General features: G+C 66.4%; 15 protein-coding genes. 9 read left to right on the forward strand and 6 right to left on the reverse strand.

Going from position 1 to position 14,263, the window contains the following annotated elements; all coding sequences use genetic code 11:
* Window positions 1–55 precede the first annotated feature (55 nt).
* Window positions 56–556 (reverse strand): NADPH-dependent FMN reductase, encoded by a 501-nt coding sequence (locus tag V6S02_RS12865; RefSeq protein WP_336401161.1) that lies wholly within the window; start codon window positions 554–556, stop codon window positions 56–58.
* A gap of 192 nt (window positions 557–748) precedes the next feature.
* On the opposite strand from V6S02_RS12865, the gene V6S02_RS12870 reads away from it, so the two are divergent.
* The 3 genes from V6S02_RS12870 (at window position 749) to V6S02_RS12880 (ending at window position 3,907) form a co-directional block, all read left to right on the forward strand.
* A complete protein-coding gene (locus V6S02_RS12870; RefSeq protein WP_336401162.1) occupies window positions 749–1,603 on the forward strand; it encodes a sulfurtransferase in 855 nt (284 codons plus the stop codon).
* Between the two features lie 124 nt (window positions 1,604–1,727).
* Window positions 1,728–2,819: a putative oxygenase MesX gene (locus V6S02_RS12875; RefSeq protein ID WP_336401163.1), complete on the forward strand. Its 1,092-nt coding sequence runs from the start codon at window positions 1,728–1,730 to the stop codon at window positions 2,817–2,819.
* On the forward strand, window positions 2,816–3,907 hold the full coding sequence (locus V6S02_RS12880; RefSeq protein ID WP_336401164.1) for a methionine synthase: 1,092 nt from the start codon (window positions 2,816–2,818) through the stop codon (window positions 3,905–3,907). The genes V6S02_RS12875 and V6S02_RS12880 overlap by 4 nt, the downstream gene beginning before the upstream one ends.
* Before the next feature lie 552 nt (window positions 3,908–4,459).
* On the opposite strand, the gene V6S02_RS12885 is transcribed toward V6S02_RS12880, so the two are convergent.
* Complete coding sequence (locus tag V6S02_RS12885) at window positions 4,460–4,972, reverse strand: TetR/AcrR family transcriptional regulator (RefSeq protein ID WP_336401165.1); 513 nt, start codon at window positions 4,970–4,972, stop codon at window positions 4,460–4,462.
* A gap of 231 nt (window positions 4,973–5,203) precedes the next feature.
* Between V6S02_RS12885 and V6S02_RS12890 the strand changes: the two genes are divergently transcribed.
* Together V6S02_RS12890 and V6S02_RS12895 are read left to right on the forward strand one after the other, a co-directional pair.
* Window positions 5,204–5,653 (forward strand): nuclear transport factor 2 family protein, encoded by a 450-nt coding sequence (locus V6S02_RS12890; protein WP_124294342.1) that lies wholly within the window; start codon window positions 5,204–5,206, stop codon window positions 5,651–5,653.
* Between the two features lie 194 nt (window positions 5,654–5,847).
* Window positions 5,848–6,078, forward strand: coding sequence for a hypothetical protein (locus tag V6S02_RS12895; protein WP_336401166.1), 231 nt, complete (start codon window positions 5,848–5,850; stop codon window positions 6,076–6,078).
* 19 nt (window positions 6,079–6,097) lie between these two features.
* On the opposite strand, the gene V6S02_RS12900 is transcribed toward V6S02_RS12895, so the two are convergent.
* Entirely contained in the window at window positions 6,098–6,982 is an 885-nt protein-coding gene (locus V6S02_RS12900; protein WP_336401167.1) for a LysR family transcriptional regulator, read from the reverse strand.
* Window positions 6,983–7,136: 154 nt separating this feature from the next.
* Here V6S02_RS12900 and V6S02_RS12905 point away from each other — a divergent pair, with 154 nt between their 5' ends.
* From V6S02_RS12905 to V6S02_RS12920, 4 genes are all read left to right on the forward strand, one after another.
* Window positions 7,137–7,853, forward strand: coding sequence for an ester cyclase (locus V6S02_RS12905; RefSeq protein WP_336401168.1), 717 nt, complete (start codon window positions 7,137–7,139; stop codon window positions 7,851–7,853).
* A gap of 116 nt (window positions 7,854–7,969) precedes the next feature.
* Window positions 7,970–9,400: a DUF2252 domain-containing protein gene (locus tag V6S02_RS12910; protein ID WP_336401169.1), complete on the forward strand. Its 1,431-nt coding sequence runs from the start codon at window positions 7,970–7,972 to the stop codon at window positions 9,398–9,400.
* Between the two features lie 50 nt (window positions 9,401–9,450).
* Window positions 9,451–9,747, forward strand: a complete 297-nt coding sequence (locus tag V6S02_RS12915; protein ID WP_336401170.1) for a hypothetical protein — start codon at window positions 9,451–9,453, stop codon at window positions 9,745–9,747.
* Between the two features lie 6 nt (window positions 9,748–9,753).
* A complete protein-coding gene (locus V6S02_RS12920; protein ID WP_336401171.1) occupies window positions 9,754–11,328 on the forward strand; it encodes a cation:proton antiporter domain-containing protein in 1,575 nt (524 codons plus the stop codon).
* Here V6S02_RS12920 and V6S02_RS12925 read toward each other — a convergent pair whose 3' ends face one another.
* Genes V6S02_RS12925 through V6S02_RS12935 form a run of 3 tightly spaced genes read right to left on the reverse strand, consistent with a single transcriptional unit; the run spans window position 11,329 to window position 14,246 of the window.
* Window positions 11,329–11,991, reverse strand: a complete 663-nt coding sequence (locus V6S02_RS12925; RefSeq protein WP_336401172.1) for a GTP pyrophosphokinase — start codon at window positions 11,989–11,991, stop codon at window positions 11,329–11,331.
* Window positions 11,992–11,996: 5 nt separating this feature from the next.
* Window positions 11,997–13,580, reverse strand: coding sequence for an MDR family MFS transporter (locus V6S02_RS12930; protein ID WP_336401173.1), 1,584 nt, complete (start codon window positions 13,578–13,580; stop codon window positions 11,997–11,999).
* A gap of 45 nt (window positions 13,581–13,625) precedes the next feature.
* A complete protein-coding gene (locus V6S02_RS12935) occupies window positions 13,626–14,246 on the reverse strand; it encodes a TetR/AcrR family transcriptional regulator (RefSeq protein ID WP_336401174.1) in 621 nt (206 codons plus the stop codon).
* Window positions 14,247–14,263: the final 17 nt, after the last annotated feature.

Consider the following 14,263-nt stretch of genomic DNA (forward strand, 5'->3'; position numbering starts at 1 on the left):
ATCGGTGCGTCACCCGAGGAAACACAGCTCGTCATCTCGCGTCACAGAGAACTCTTCACTCGCGGGGTCGGATGCGAGAGCCCTCCGTCTCGAGCCATTCGGCGATGATGACCCGTCGATCGTCGATGACGGATGCCGGGAAGGCGAGTCCGCGGCTCGGTACCGAGGCCCCGAGTTCGACCAGCAACGGTCGCAGCGTGTGCTCCACAGCGAGGGCGTGCGCCGGCGCGCCGATCGTCATCACCGGGATCGCGGTCACCGCGGCCAGTCCGGACGACGGATAGCGGTCGAGGAACGCCTTGAGCAGCCCGGTGTACGCCGCCTTGTACGTCGGGCTGGCGACGATGAGGATGTCCGCCGCGGCGACGCGTGAGAGCAAGGCGTCGACGTCCTCGTCGGGGAATCGGAACAGCCTCTGCGCGACGTCAGCGAGATCGATGGTGGGTTCGGCATGAGCACCTGTCCGCTCGGCCAGCTGGCCGGCGAGCTCCTCCGCCACGAGCCGGGTGCGCGAACCGGGTCGCGGGTTGCCGACGAGAACGACGATGGACGACATGGGTTCCTCACTGGCGGGGTCGGGAAGACCTGGTTCTTCCGCGCCAGGCTAGGGTTCTCGCTGCGGAGGGGCACCGCTGTGCGACGAACTGTGACGTCCGGTCCTGGCCGCTTTGTTTCGTCGATGGTCGGCGGATTGCGCTCTGTTTCACCCCTCCACGACATGCTGCGCGGCACTTCGGACACTCGATGTATGCCGCTGCTGATCACCGCGCTCGAGCTGGCCTCCGAGCTGAAGGCGGGGCGCAGCGTGCGGTTGCTGGACGTGCGGTGGCGTCTGAACCTGCCGGAGGGGCGACCGGGGTATGTGTCGGGCCATCTTCCCGCCGCCGTCTACGTCGACCTGGAGCGAGAACTGGCAGACCGCGGCCATCCGGAGGTCGGACGGTACCCGCTGCCGCGACATTCCGCCCTTCAGGACTCCACGAGACGCTGGGGGATCCGCGAGGGCGACCTCGTCGTCGCGTACGACGACAACGATGCGGTGCCGGCCGCGCGCGCGTGGTGGCTCCTCCGCGAAAGAGGCGTGGATGTGCGGGTGCTCGACGGGGGCATCCGCGCCTGGGTGGCGGCCGGTCTTCCTATCGAGCGGGGTGACGTGCTGCCGCCGCGGGGCGACATCATCCTTCCCGAGCGCGATCCAGGGGTCGCGACCATCGATGATGCGGCACGAGCACCCGCCTCGGGGTACCTCATCGACGTCCGGTCGCCCGAGCACTACCGGGGTCAGTCGACCCGACTCGACGACGTGGCCGGCCACATCCCGGGCGCCGTCAACATACCGACCGTCTCCCACATCGCGCCCGATGGAACACTCCGGTCGGCCGAGCACATCCGGGCGACGGTCGCCGCGGCATCCGTCGATCCGAGTGTGCAGATCACGCTGTACTGCGGCACCGGGATCGCTTCTGCGCACTCGGCGCTCGCGTTCGCCCGCGCGGGGATCGACACGCGCATCTACGTCGGATCGTGGAGCCAGTGGGCGCTCTCCTCCACCCGGCCGATCGCGGTCGGTCCCACGCCGTCCGGCGCGATGCGCGGATGGTGACGACTGTGCGCCCCGCGCCCCTGTCGGGTGGTGTGGGTACCTGTGTTACGCCGCACTTGCATGCCCGTGGTGAAGGGTTCATCGTCAGGACGACTACATGCCACCCGAACCCGAGGGATCTTCGATGAGTGTTATCTCCCCGGTCTCTCACCGGCCCGCTGCCGCATCGGAGTCGGCCGAGTCCGATGCGGACTGTCCCGTCGGCCTGACATTCCGTGTCGAGCGCACGCCGTTCGACGAGACGTACGTGCCGCCCCCCAGCACCCGGCTGACCACCAACTACGCCAATCTCGCCCGTGGTGAGCGCCGTCAGGAGAACCTGCGCAACGTCCTGACGATGATCGACGCGCGCTTCAACGATCTCGCCGATTGGGACAATCCCGACCGCGACCGCTACCGCGTCGAACTCCAGATCGTCTCGGTGGGCCTTCAGATCGACAGCGGCGGAGAAGCCGATCTCGAAACGCCCGCCTTCCCGCTCATCGAGATGCTTCAGACGACGATCGTGGACCGGCGGCTCGGCCGGCGCATCCCCGGCATCGTCGGCAACAACCTGTCTTCGTATGTGCGCGACTACGACTTCAGCATCCTCCTGCCCCGTCTCGCCGGAGAGAGCCCGAGCGGGAGCATCCCCGAGAGCTTCGGACAGCTCCACGGGAACCTGTTCCGCGCCTTTCTCGCGTCCGACGCGTACACCCGCGCGTTCGACACCCCGCCCGTCGTGTGCCTCAGCGCGTCGAGCACGAAGACCTACCACCGGACGGACAACCGTCATCCCCTCCTGGGTGTGGAGTACGTGCAGGACGAGTACTCGTTCACCGACACCTACTTCGCCAAGATGGGACTGGGCGTCCGCTACTTCATGCCGCCCGGCGGCGTCGCGCCGCTGGCGTTCTACTTCCGCGGCGACCTTCTGAGCGACTACGGGAACCTTCCGCTCATCGCGACGGTCAGCACGATGGAGACGTTCCAGAAGATCTATCGACCCGAGATCTACAACGCCAACGCCGCCGCGGGTGCGCGATATCGTCCGAGCCTGGAGCACACCGACTTCTCCACGACGCAGGTCACCTATGACCGGGATGAGCGCGCGCGTCTCGCTGTCGAGCAGGGGAGATTCGCCGACGAGGTGCTCATCGCCCCCCACGGGGAGAGGCTGCAGCGGTGGTCCGACCTGCAGTCCGCTCAGACCGGCGATCCGGAGGAGAAACGGTGACACGAGACATCCCGACCAGACTTCTTCCCACCTCGACGGCGGGCAGCCTGCCGAAGCCATCGTGGCTCGCACAGTCGCAGACCCTCTGGTCGCCGTGGAAACTCACCGGTGAGGAACTCGCCGGCGGCAAGCGGGACGCGCTGCGACTCTCCCTTGCCGATCAGCTCGAAGCGGGCCTCGACATCGTCGGTGACGGGGAGCAGACGCGGCAGCATTTCGTCACCACCTTCATCGAGAATCTCGTCGGGGTGGATTTCGAGAACCGCGCCACGGTGAGAATCCGGGATCGATACGACGCAGCTGTGCCGCGGGTCGTCGGGGATGTCTCCCGGGGCGCCCCGGTGTTCGTCGATGATGCCCGGTTCCTGCGCGCGCACACCGACCGGCCCATCAAGTGGGCTCTTCCCGGTCCGATGACCATGGTCGACACCCTCTTCGACGCGCACTACCGCAGCCGGGAGAAACTCGCGTGGGAGTTCGCGGGAATCCTCAATCAGGAGGCGAAGGACCTCGCCGCCGCCGGTGTCGACATCGTGCAGTTCGACGAGCCCGCCTTCACGGTGTTCCACGACGAGGCGAACGACTGGGGGATCGCCGCGCTGGAGCGCGCCGCATCCGGGCTGTCCTGTGAAACCGCGGTGCACATCTGCTACGGGTACGGCATCGAGGCCAACACCACCTGGAAGAAGACGCTCGGATCCGAGTGGCGCCAGTACGAGGAGACCCTTCCCACCCTGCAGCGGTCGAGTCTCGACATCCTTTCTCTGGAGCGTCACAACTCCCGCGTGCCGATCGAGCTTCTCGACCTCGCCCGGGGGAAGAAGCTCATGGTCGGCGCGATCGACGTCGCGACGAACACCGTCGAGACGCCGGAGGAGGTCGCCGACACGCTGCGCGCCGCGTTGCGTTTCGTCGATGCGGACAAGCTCTATCCGTCGACCAACTGCGGCATGGCACCGTTGGCGTCGAGCGTCGCTCGCGGGAAGCTGGCCGCGCTGTGCGCCGGGGCGGAGATCGTCCGGTCCGAGATCTCGGATGCTGCGGGCCAGCAGCCCTCCTCGACCGGCGCCGTCCGCACCGACGGATGACCCCTGCCCGCACGGCCGATTCGCACCCCTTCGACCGGCTCGATCGGGCCCGGCTCGATCGGTCGGAGAGTCGCAAGTGGAGCCTGCACGCTGGGGCGATAGGCGCCTGGGTGGCGGAGATGGCGCGCTGAGCAATCGAGAGCCGCCGGGACGCGGCGCGCATGGTGAAGCACCTGATGTGTGCCCCACCGCGAGTGACCCGTGAGAAAGAACGTGTCGCGATCGATAGCCTCGGGGACACCTGCGAAAGGTCGACTCCCGCGGAAACACAGACGAGCATGCCCTCGCACACCCATGAAAGACCGGGGGATACGAGTTAAATCCCACCGTCACCGCCATGGATCCCTGACCAGACGCTGATTTCGCTCTCGGTCGGATTCGCTTGGGGAGAGGCGTCGCGCCTGGAGCGCGGCGCTTCTCCTATTTCGCCAGGGCTTTCGTTTCCAACCGAGGAGCGCCGCGGCAATCCGCCGGCCGTCCGCACCTGCCGTGGGGCAGATTCCGACCGATGGTCCGCTGCAACCGTCGGACGGATGAGGAAACCCCCCCGATTTACTTGCCCTCAGTGTCGGCCGCGTGTGCGGCGAGGAGGTCGACCCTCTCGACCAACCGCTCTACCGGGGGTGGATCGGTCCCGAACAGCAAGCTTGCGCACAACGGGGCGATGACGAGCTCGAAGACGTCCTCGGACGTGGGCACCGTCTCACCTCTGGCCGCCGCGCGGTCGAGCATGAGCTGAAGCTCGTCGAACCGACGCGACAAGGCTGGCGGTAAAGAGCCCCCGTCGCCGAGTCGCACGGAGACGAGCGTGCGTAGGAGCAGTACTCCCTCCGAGCCCGCGAGATCCTCCGCGGCTTGGCGCGCGTACTCCCGCAGGTCGTTCGCGTAGTCGCCGGTATCCGGCACCGGCGAGCGCGCGCTCAACCGTTCACTCACGACGTCGAGCAGGACGCCGTCCACGCTGCCCCATCTGCGGTACAGGGTGCCGAGGTGAACACCCGACCGCTCGGCGATCCGAGCCATCGTGATCTCGGCTAGCGGCTGCTCCGACTGGAGGGCCGTCACCGCTGCGTGAACGTCGGAGCGGACGCGGGCGGAGCGACCGCCCGGACGCTGGGCTTTCCGCGACGCCGGATCATTCATCGGCTCACTCTAACGCGAGGAGTGTCGCAGACGGTGTGGCCCTGGCTGCTATCGCGAATAATTTCGCGGTTCGAACGCACGCGTGCTAACGTCGAACTGTAAAGAGAAAGAACTCGCTTTAAGCGGGCAATGAAAGGAGCGGTCGTGAACGACATGACTATCAACAACGTGCGGGATGCCGCGCGCCAGACCTTCCGCAATCACCTCGACTACCTGTCGTCGGGCCGGATCCCCGAGTGGGTGGAGCTGTTCGCGGACGAGGGTGTGCTCGAGTTCCCCTACGGTCCCGAGGGGTTCCCGAAGGCGGTGAGTGGAAAAGCCGAGCTGCTCGACTACATGCAGAACTTCCCGAAGCACTTCTCGGTGAAGTTCACCGACCTCGTCTTCCACGAGACGGCAGACCCGTCGCTCGTCATCGCTGAATTCTCGAGCGTCGGCACCGCCCTGACTACGGGCCGCCCCTACAACCAGACATACATCTCGGTTGTCGAGACGACCGACGGGAAGATCACTCGCTACGTCGACTTCTGGAACCCGCAGGTTGCCGCCGACGCGCTGCGCGGCGGGGCGGACGGCGTCTTCGCCACCATTGCGAACGACTAATGGTCAGGGCTGGCCGCCCTGTTCAGGGGCGGCCAGCCCTACGCACGGCATCGACGGACGGAAGTGAGCGGCAGGCGGCGTCGAACTCCTGTGCGACCCGGCCCTCAGCGCTGCGGGCGGCCCCTCGAGATCCGCGTCGTCGGGTCTTGGCGATGTTTCCGCGGTCTTTCCCCGCGTAGGGTTCTTCGGAGCGGGTGTCTGACGCCTCCAGGGAGATCATGAAGATTTATCACATTGGAACTGTCCTTCTTGGGTGCGGGTTCGCCATGCTCGTCGGCGTGGTTCTGCTCTTGGACCCGACGGCTCCGGATGCGAACATCGGCGCGGGAATCCTGGCAATGGTCGGCGTTCCGGTCGGCACACTCGGACTTGTGATGATCATCGGCCACGCGCTGTTCCGGACTTTCAAGACTGTCCGGAGCTGAACTTCCGCGGTCGGGCAGGTTATCCCGACCCTGGTACGTCGCCCAGATGCGCGAGCACTCGGTCGACCGTTGCCGGGCGCGAACCGCGCGTCCACATCGCGACGACGGGCAGCGAGACCGGTTCCGCGATCTCGAGCTGCACGATCTCGGGGTCGCGGGTCGCGTCTGGCGACGCAATCGCCACGACATCCAATTCGGAGAGGTCGCTCAACGACACCCCCAGGCCGCTCGCCCGCGACAGTACGGGCGTGATCGTCGCCCCGTGCGCGGAGACCAGGCGCAGGAGGCCATCGGTCAGAGGTGTGCCGGGTTCGTTCCACACCAGCAGCCGCTCGCCATCGAGTTCCCGAAGGTGCACACCGTCTGTCCGCTGGGCCCACCGGTGGCGTGCGGGCACGTACAGCCGTGCCGGCGTCGACCGAACCGCAACGCTGTCGATACCGGGCGCCACGAGAACCGATCGAGCGAACATCAGCTCGACGCGACGGTCGCGCAGGGCGGCACGCACGTGCTCCGGTCGAAGTTCGTGCATGACGACGGACAATGACGGTACGTTCACGCGAAGCGCGTCGACCAGGGCCAGCCGCTCTCCTTGACTGAGCGCGGGCGACACACCGACCTCGACCGTCCCCGCCGTTCCGCTTGCTACGCGCTGCACGCGCTCGAGAACTGCGTCGACCATCGAGAGGGCCGCGGGCGCGCCGCGCTGCAGCTCGGCGCCCGCCGGCGTGAGCGACACATCGTGTGTCGACCGCTCGAAGAGAGGAACGCCCAGGTCGCGCTCGAGCTGCCCGATCGTCTTCGAGACCGCCTGCTGCGTCATGAACAACGCCGACGCCGCCCGAGTGAAGTTCAGCTCCCGAGCCACCGCGAGAAAGACACGAAGCTGCCGCAGATCAGGCATCGAGCGCCCCCGGTTGTGACTTCACGTCGAATGCTCGTTTCCTATCGCAGACCGATGGGAACAATCTGGAAACCAGGATGCTGCGGCGGGAGAAACCCGAGGACCGTAGTGAGCTCCTGTCAGCGACCCGATCATTCAGCGAGAGTAGACCGTCATGCCCGCATACAGCCTTACCGAAGTCACCGTGCTCGACGAAGCCGGTGCTCAGCACTACGCCGAGCTGACCCGTGCGGCCGTCGCCGCATACGGTGGAGCATTCCGAGTGCTTGCTGCCGAGGCCGATATCGCCGAAGGCGAATGGGCACCGGACAAGCGGGTTGTTCTCATCGAGTTCCCCGACATGCAACACATCCATCGGTGGTACCACTCTGCCGAGTACGCACCGGCTCGCGAAATCGCCAGGACGGCGCTCGAGCGCACTCTGGTCTTCGTCGAGGGGGTCGAAGATGGTGGGGGCGAAGGCGCACTCGAGCTGAACGACGCGGAGGCGACGGTTCGGCGGTTCTACGAAGCGATGTCCAGCGGAGACACGAGCGCCGCCCGTGACTTTCTCTCCGAGGGCTGGGAAGACATCCCGCTTCCCCCCGGGGTTCCGGCCGGCGTCGAAGGCTTCACGGCAACGGTCGCCTTTCTTCGCGCGGCGTTCCCCGATCTGAGCGTCACGGTGGAAGACGTCCTGATCTCGGGTGACCGGGTCGCCACGCGGGTCGTGGCGCGGGGCACGCACCTCGGAGAGTTCCTCGGGGTCGCGCCGACCGGTCGGATCGTCGAATTCCGCGCGTTCGACTTCCACCGGCTGTCGAGCGGCAAGATCGCGCAATCCTGGCACATCGAAGACCTCTTCGCCGTGCTCGACCAGCTTCAGGGTTGACCTCGTGATCCACCCCGAACAGTGGGGTCGAGGCTTCATCGACCCTGCGCCGGGGCGTAGGTTGAAGCCACCGTGCGACCCGAGTCGCCTCCCACGCTCCACGAAGGACGGTTGCCATGAGCGCCGAGATCAGGAGCCGAGCCGCATCGATCGAGGGGTCAGCCCTCGGCGGCTTCGGCGTTCAGCCTCCCACGCGTGCGGAGCTGCGCGCTCAGGGGAAGGCGCATCGATCAGACCTGCCGCTGGCCGCCCATGCCGAGTCCGGGGCGGATCGGCCGGACCGGGACGCGGTCGGGGTGCTTCGCGCGCAGGAGGACGCTCGGGAGCACGGGCTGATCCCGCTGAGGTACGGCCGGATGGCCGCATCCCCGTTCGCCTTTCTTCGCGGCTCGGCAGCGGTCATGGCCCGAGACCTGGCGGCGAGCCCCTCGACCGGCCTGACCGTGCAACTGTGCGGAGACGCGCACGTGGCCAATTTCGGTATGTACGCGGCGCCCGACCGGTCGTTGGTGTTCGACCTGAACGACTTCGATGAGACGTATCCGGGCCCTTTCGAGTGGGACGTCAAACGCTTGGCCGCCAGCGTCGTCGTGGCCGCCTGTGCTGGCGGGGCGAGCGATGCCGCGAGGCACGCGGCGGCGGTCACCACAGTGAAGTCGTACCGGAAGACCATCGCCGCCATGGCCGCCATGTCTCCCCTGGAGGCGTGGTACGCGCGGGTCGAGGTGGACGAGCTCGCCGCACGTCTTCGGCGCACGGCGCTCGGCAAGGGGGTGCGGCGGGCCGCGAAGAAATCACTCCGCAACACCGGCGACGTGGCTGTCGGCAAGCTGACCGAGGCCGCGCCCGACGGACGGCTGCGTTTCCGCGCCGATCAGCCCCTCCTCGTGCCCGTCGACGACCACCTCGAGCCGGGTATCGATGCACGAGTGGCAGTTCTCTTCGACCGATACCTCTCCACCCTCACCCCTGACCGGCAGGTGCTCCTGAGTCGGTTCGGCTACCGGGCCGTGGCCCACAAAGTCGTCGGAGTGGGGAGCGTCGGCACGCGGGCGCTCGTCCTGTTGTTCGAGTCCGGGGACGGCGATGCACTGCTTCTTCAGGTGAAGCAAGCGGGTCGATCAGTCCTCGAGACGATATCGCCACCCGCATCCACGTCGCCGGAGCACGCGGGGCGTCGCGTGGTGAATGGGCAGCGGCTGCTCCAGGCGGCGAGCGATCCCTTCCTCGGCTGGACCGAAGGCACCCGCCTCCCACGCCGGGAGTACTTCGTGCGCCAACTGCGAGACATGAAGGGCGGTGTCGACCTGACCGCCTTGGATGGCGAGGGTCTGGCGATGTACGGCCGCGTGTGCGGCGCGGTCCTCGCTCGGGCCCACGCCCGCGCAGGTTCGGCGGCGATGATCGCCGGCTACCTCGGCGGTTCCAGCGCCTTCGACGAGGCCGTCGCCTCGTTCGCCGTGGACTACGCGGACGTGACCGAGCGCGATCACGCGGCGCTGTGCGCGGCCATCGCCGACGGCGTGGTCCCCGCCACAACCGTCTGAGCCGGCAACGGATCGGCCCGGGGTGCCCCCGGCTTCAGGAGGAAGGCACGGTGATTCGACTCCTCGCGCCTCGACTGATCCGTGGCAGAGGAAGCACCCGCATGTTTATCATCAGCGGTATGGGCAGCCACGTGCGGAAAGTCGAGATGCCAGGTATCGGGACGCGATACGACGTCGCCGGAAATCGGGCCCCACAGCGCGTGTCGGTCATCGAGCACAGGGATGGCCGGCGCGAGATCTATTCGTTCGAAAACAGCTCGACCGACCCCACCTCCGTGATCGAGCTCTCCGCCGAACAGGCTCGCCTCCTGGGAGCAGTACTCAACGGTTCGTACATCACCGACTGACCCGAGATGACGATCCTCGACGGCCAGGTGCAGCCACCCGGCGTGAACATCGTGGGCGCACCCTTCGGGATCCCCATCAACGAGTTGATCGCCGTCGGTGCGCTCCTGCTTGTCGCAGCGCTGCTCGCCCGGCTCGGTCGGCGCATCGGCCTTCCGACCATCCCGTTCTTCATGGCGACGGGGATCCTGCTCGGACCGGGCACGCCGGGCCCCGTGCTGATCGACGATCCCGCGGTCATCGAGTTCCTGGCCACGATGGGTCTCGTCCTTCTGCTGTTCCACCTCGGAGTGGAGTTCCCGCTCGAGCAGGTGCGAGCCAGCGGCGGACGCCTCGTCCTCGTCGCATTCACCTACATCGGTCTCAATGTCAGTGGCGGGATCGTCTTCGGACTGTTCCTGGGGTGGGGCGTCGGTGAGGCCCTGGTGATCGGCGGTGCCCTGGGAATCTCCAGTTCCGCGATCGTCACGAAACTCCTCATCGAGCTGCGCCGCCTCGCCAACACGGAGACTCCGTTGATCCTCGGGATCATCGTCGTCGAAGACCTGTTCCTGGCCCTGTATCTTTCGCTCCTGACGCCGATTCTGGGTGACGCGGAGTCACCGCTGGCACTCGTCGTCGATATCGGAACGAGCTTCCTGTTCCTTCTCGTCCTGCTGGTCGTTGCACGATTCGGGGGGCGTGTCATCGCCGCCGTCATTCGAAGCCGGGAGGAGGAGCTGCTCACCATCGGTGTCGTCGGCCTGGTCTTCCTCGTCGCCGGTACCTCCGCCGAGTTGGGGGTGTCGGATGCGATCGGGGCGCTCATGATCGGCCTCGTCGTCTCGCGGACGTCTTTGAAAGATCGGGTCGAGCGCGTCGTGCTGCCCTTGCGGGATGTCTTCGCGGCGGTGTTCTTCATCGCGTTCGGGCTCACCATCGACGTCCGTGAGCTCGGCGACGTCGTCCTCCCCGCGCTCCTCGCCGTGCTCCTCACGGTGACGCTGAATGTGGTCGCCGGCGTCATCGCCGCTCGGATGTACCGGCTCAATCAACGTGCCGCAGCGAACATCAGCCTCACGCTTCTCGGGCGCGGAGAGTTCTCGCTCATTCTCGCGTCGCTTGCAATCGCTGCCGGTCTCGACGAGAGGGTCGGTCCGTTCGTCGCGCTCTACCTGCTGATCCTCGCGGTGCTCAGCCCCCTCGCGGCATCCCGCTCGCACATGCTCGCGCGGATACTCCCGGACCGACTCTTCCGAGGCAACTTCACCTACGTTCGCGAGCTCACGACGTCTTCAGAGTGCACGCACCTCGACAGTCTCGTCGTCAACGAGCCGGACGGGCCGCTGGAGTGTCGACGCTGCCGAGAAGACGGCCTCGAGTGGGTACACCTGCGTCTGTGCACCAGCTGCGGGAACATCGCCTGCTGCGACGACTCGCCGGGGCGTCACGCCACCGAGCATTTCACCGCCTCAGGACATCCGATCATCGCGTCCGCGGAACCGGGCGAAACCTGGCGATACTGCTACATCGACGAGCTGCTCCTCCCGGATTCCGCGAAAGGTACCTCCGACCCCGCGGTCTCCGACGGGCCGCTTCGCTGATCACCCGCTCTCTGGTCGGCGGGCCGGACTGCCGTGCACTTGACCGTGGAGCCGCTCCATCCGCTCATCGAGTTCAGCAGCAGAATCTGCCGCTTCCTTCAGGGAGGCACGCAGACCCGGTGGCACCCGCGCCTGGTACTTGTAGTGAATCTTGTGTTCCAGGCTCGCCCAGAAATCCATCGCAATCGTTCGGAACTGCACCTCCACGGGCACGTGTACTCGACCCGACGAGAGGAAGACCGGTACCTCGACCACGGCGTGCAGGCTCTTGTACCCGTTGGGTTTGGGCTCGGCGATGTAGTCCTTGACCGATCGCACGACGATGTCGTCTTGGCGGGTCAACAGGTCGAACAGACGGTAGGCGTCAGATACGAATGTGCAGGTGATGCGGATGCCTGCGATGTCGGTCACATGTGAGCGCATCGACTCGATACTCGTCGCGATGCCCTTGCGCTCGACCTTGACCGCCAGGCTGTCGAGTGACTTCAGCCGACTGGTCACGTGTTCGATGGGGTTGTAGGCGTGCGTGTGCGCGAACTCCTCGCGGAGGATGTCGATCTTCGTTTCGATCTCACGCATCCCGAATCGGTACTCGAGAAGAAAGCCCTCGTACTCCTCGCGTAACTCACGCGCACGGGCCACGGCGTGGCTGTCCAGGACCATCGCGGTCACCCTCTCTCCGGAGGGGCTGCCCCGGCCGCGGTCGCTTCACCGCGCGCGACAAGGCCTGCGACATCAGACAGCGGGATCTGCTTGAGGAACAGCGACAACCCCAGCGCGACCGCCATGAAGGGCACCAGGTACCAGAACACCGGCGCGAGGGCATCCGCGTACGCGTTCACCACACCTTCTCGAAGGGCGGCCGGCAGCTGAGAGAGAGTCTGCGGATCAATGGAGGATGTCGTATCCGCGGCCTCCGCCGCCGACGCGCCGGCACCCCGGAACACGTCCTCGAGGTTGTCGGTGAGGCGCGTTGTGAACAGCGTCCCGAATACGGCGATGCCGAGCGCTGCGCCCACCTCTCGGAAGTAACTGTTGGTGCTCGTGGCGGTGCCCACCTGAGCCGGAGGTACAGCATTCTGCGCGACGAGGACGACGACCTGCACCACCATTCCGAGACCGGCGCCGAAGATGAAGAGGAAGACGCAGATGAGCCAGATCGGCGTGGACGCGGTCAGCGTCGTCATGGCGATCATCGCGACGCCCGCGGTGGCGGTGCCGATGATCGGGAAGATCTTGTACCTCCCGGTCCGGGTGATGAGCAGGCCCGAGGTGATCGACGTGCCGATCACGCCGACCATCATCGGGATCATCAGCAGGCCGGATGCTGCCGCCGAGGTGCCCGACGACATCTGGAGGAAGGTGGGGATGAAGCCGAGGGCCGAGAACATCGCGATCCCGAGCGTCAACCCGATCGCGGTGACGTTGACGAAGACCGGGTTGCGGAACAGCGTGAGCGGGATGATCGGGTCTTTTGCTCGAGCCTCGGCCAGGACGAAGGCGATGGCAGACGCCAGGAGCCCCGCGCCCCACGCCCATGTCGCCGGTGACAGCCATCCGACGTCACTGTCGCCGCCGTCGTCGACGAAGAAGATCAGACAGGTCGTTGCCAGGGAGAGGAACACGACCCCGAGGAAGTCGACCGGCTGCGTCGCCTTCTTGTTCGGGAGCCGGAGAGTGAAGAAGGCGATCAAGAAGGCAGCGATCCCGACGGGAATGTTGATGTAGAACGCCCACTGCCAGGACAGATTGTCGACGAAGAATCCACCCAGGAGCGGCCCCGCGATCGCTGAGACCCCGAACACCGCTCCCAGTGGACCCATGTATTTGCCTCGCTCTGAGGCCGGCACGATGTCAGCGATGATCGCTTGCGAGAGGATGATGAGTCCGCCGGCGCCCAGGCCCTGCATCGCTCGGAAGACCACGAACGTCCAGAAGTCGACGGCGAAGGCGCACCCGACAGAGGCGAGCGTGAAGAGCGCGATCGCGACGAGGAACAGCCGTCGCCTGCCGAGCACGTCGCCGAACTTGCCATAGATGGGCATGACGATCGTCGTGGCAAGCAGGTAGGCGCTGGTGATCCACACCTGATGCTCGACACCGCCGAGCTGTCCGACGATGGTCGGCATCGCGGTGGAGACGATCGTCTGGTCGAGGCTGGCGAGAAGCATCCCGGCGAGGAGCGCACTGAAGATGACCCAGACGCGTCGCTGCGTGAGGACTAGTGGTGGCGTGAGCCTGTCATCAGACACGGCTTCTCCGTTCGGGATTGTGTGTACGGGGTCGCGCCCGGGCGGTCACACGAGCTTGCGGATCGTGCTGTCCAGGGTGGAGCGAACGTGCACGGGATCGATCTTCGGTTCCTGCCCGCGTCGGACGTCGTCGGCCCAGCTCATGGCGATGAATCGCATCACCCCGGCAAGGAGATGGGTGATGAGCTCCGCCTGCGCGGAGAGATCTGAGGCGTCCTCCTCGGGCCATTGCGTGCGGAGGCGGAGCTGGATGATTTCCTCCAGCTCTTCCTCGATCATGGAGAGGCGTTCCATCTGCCGCGCGACCAGCGCGGGGCTGGTGCCGACCGCGTGGATCCGGGCCGCGAGCAGCGTCGGGTCGGCAGCCATCTGTCCGGGTTCGATATGGATCAGTTCGACTGCGCCCTGGAGCAGCGGGCCCTTCGCGGCGACATACGCGCGTGCCGCGCGCTGGTCGATCGCGGGTCCGCCCGGACCGAGAAGGGCGAGGTCTTTGGTCTTGAAGTGGTTGAAGAAGGTGCGCTGGCTCACCCCGGCGAGCTCGCAGATCATGTCGACCGTGACCGCCTCGTAGCCATGCTCCAGAACAAGGTCGATCGCAGCGCGCTCGATGAGGACGCTCGTCTCGACCGCGTCGCGGCGGCGGTTCGGCGGGGTGGTCGACATGATCTGCGGCTCCTTGG

It is taken from the genome of Microbacterium sp. CCNWLW134 (assembly GCF_037083565.1).
Taxonomy (GTDB): Bacteria; Actinomycetota; Actinomycetes; order Actinomycetales; family Microbacteriaceae; genus Microbacterium.

What these genes read in the sequence shown, in the direction of transcription:
- V6S02_RS12935 (WP_336401174.1), bottom strand. Translation starts at nt 14,246, where the DNA reads ATGTCGACCACCCCGCCGAACCGCCGCCGCGACGCGGTCGAGACGAGC.
- V6S02_RS12900 (WP_336401167.1), bottom strand. Translation starts at nt 6,982, where the DNA reads ATGCCTGATCTGCGGCAGCTTCGTGTCTTTCTCGCGGTGGCTCGGGAG.
- V6S02_RS12875 (WP_336401163.1), top strand. Translation starts at nt 1,728, where the DNA reads ATGAGTGTTATCTCCCCGGTCTCTCACCGGCCCGCTGCCGCATCGGAG.
- V6S02_RS12890 (WP_124294342.1), top strand. Translation starts at nt 5,204, where the DNA reads ATGACTATCAACAACGTGCGGGATGCCGCGCGCCAGACCTTCCGCAAT.
- V6S02_RS12865 (WP_336401161.1), bottom strand. Translation starts at nt 556, where the DNA reads ATGTCGTCCATCGTCGTTCTCGTCGGCAACCCGCGACCCGGTTCGCGC.
- V6S02_RS12925 (WP_336401172.1), bottom strand. Translation starts at nt 11,991, where the DNA reads ATGGTCCTGGACAGCCACGCCGTGGCCCGTGCGCGTGAGTTACGCGAG.
- V6S02_RS12905 (WP_336401168.1), top strand. Translation starts at nt 7,137, where the DNA reads ATGCCCGCATACAGCCTTACCGAAGTCACCGTGCTCGACGAAGCCGGT.
- V6S02_RS12920 (WP_336401171.1), top strand. Translation starts at nt 9,754, where the DNA reads ATGACGATCCTCGACGGCCAGGTGCAGCCACCCGGCGTGAACATCGTG.
- V6S02_RS12910 (WP_336401169.1), top strand. Translation starts at nt 7,970, where the DNA reads ATGAGCGCCGAGATCAGGAGCCGAGCCGCATCGATCGAGGGGTCAGCC.
- V6S02_RS12870 (WP_336401162.1), top strand. Translation starts at nt 749, where the DNA reads ATGCCGCTGCTGATCACCGCGCTCGAGCTGGCCTCCGAGCTGAAGGCG.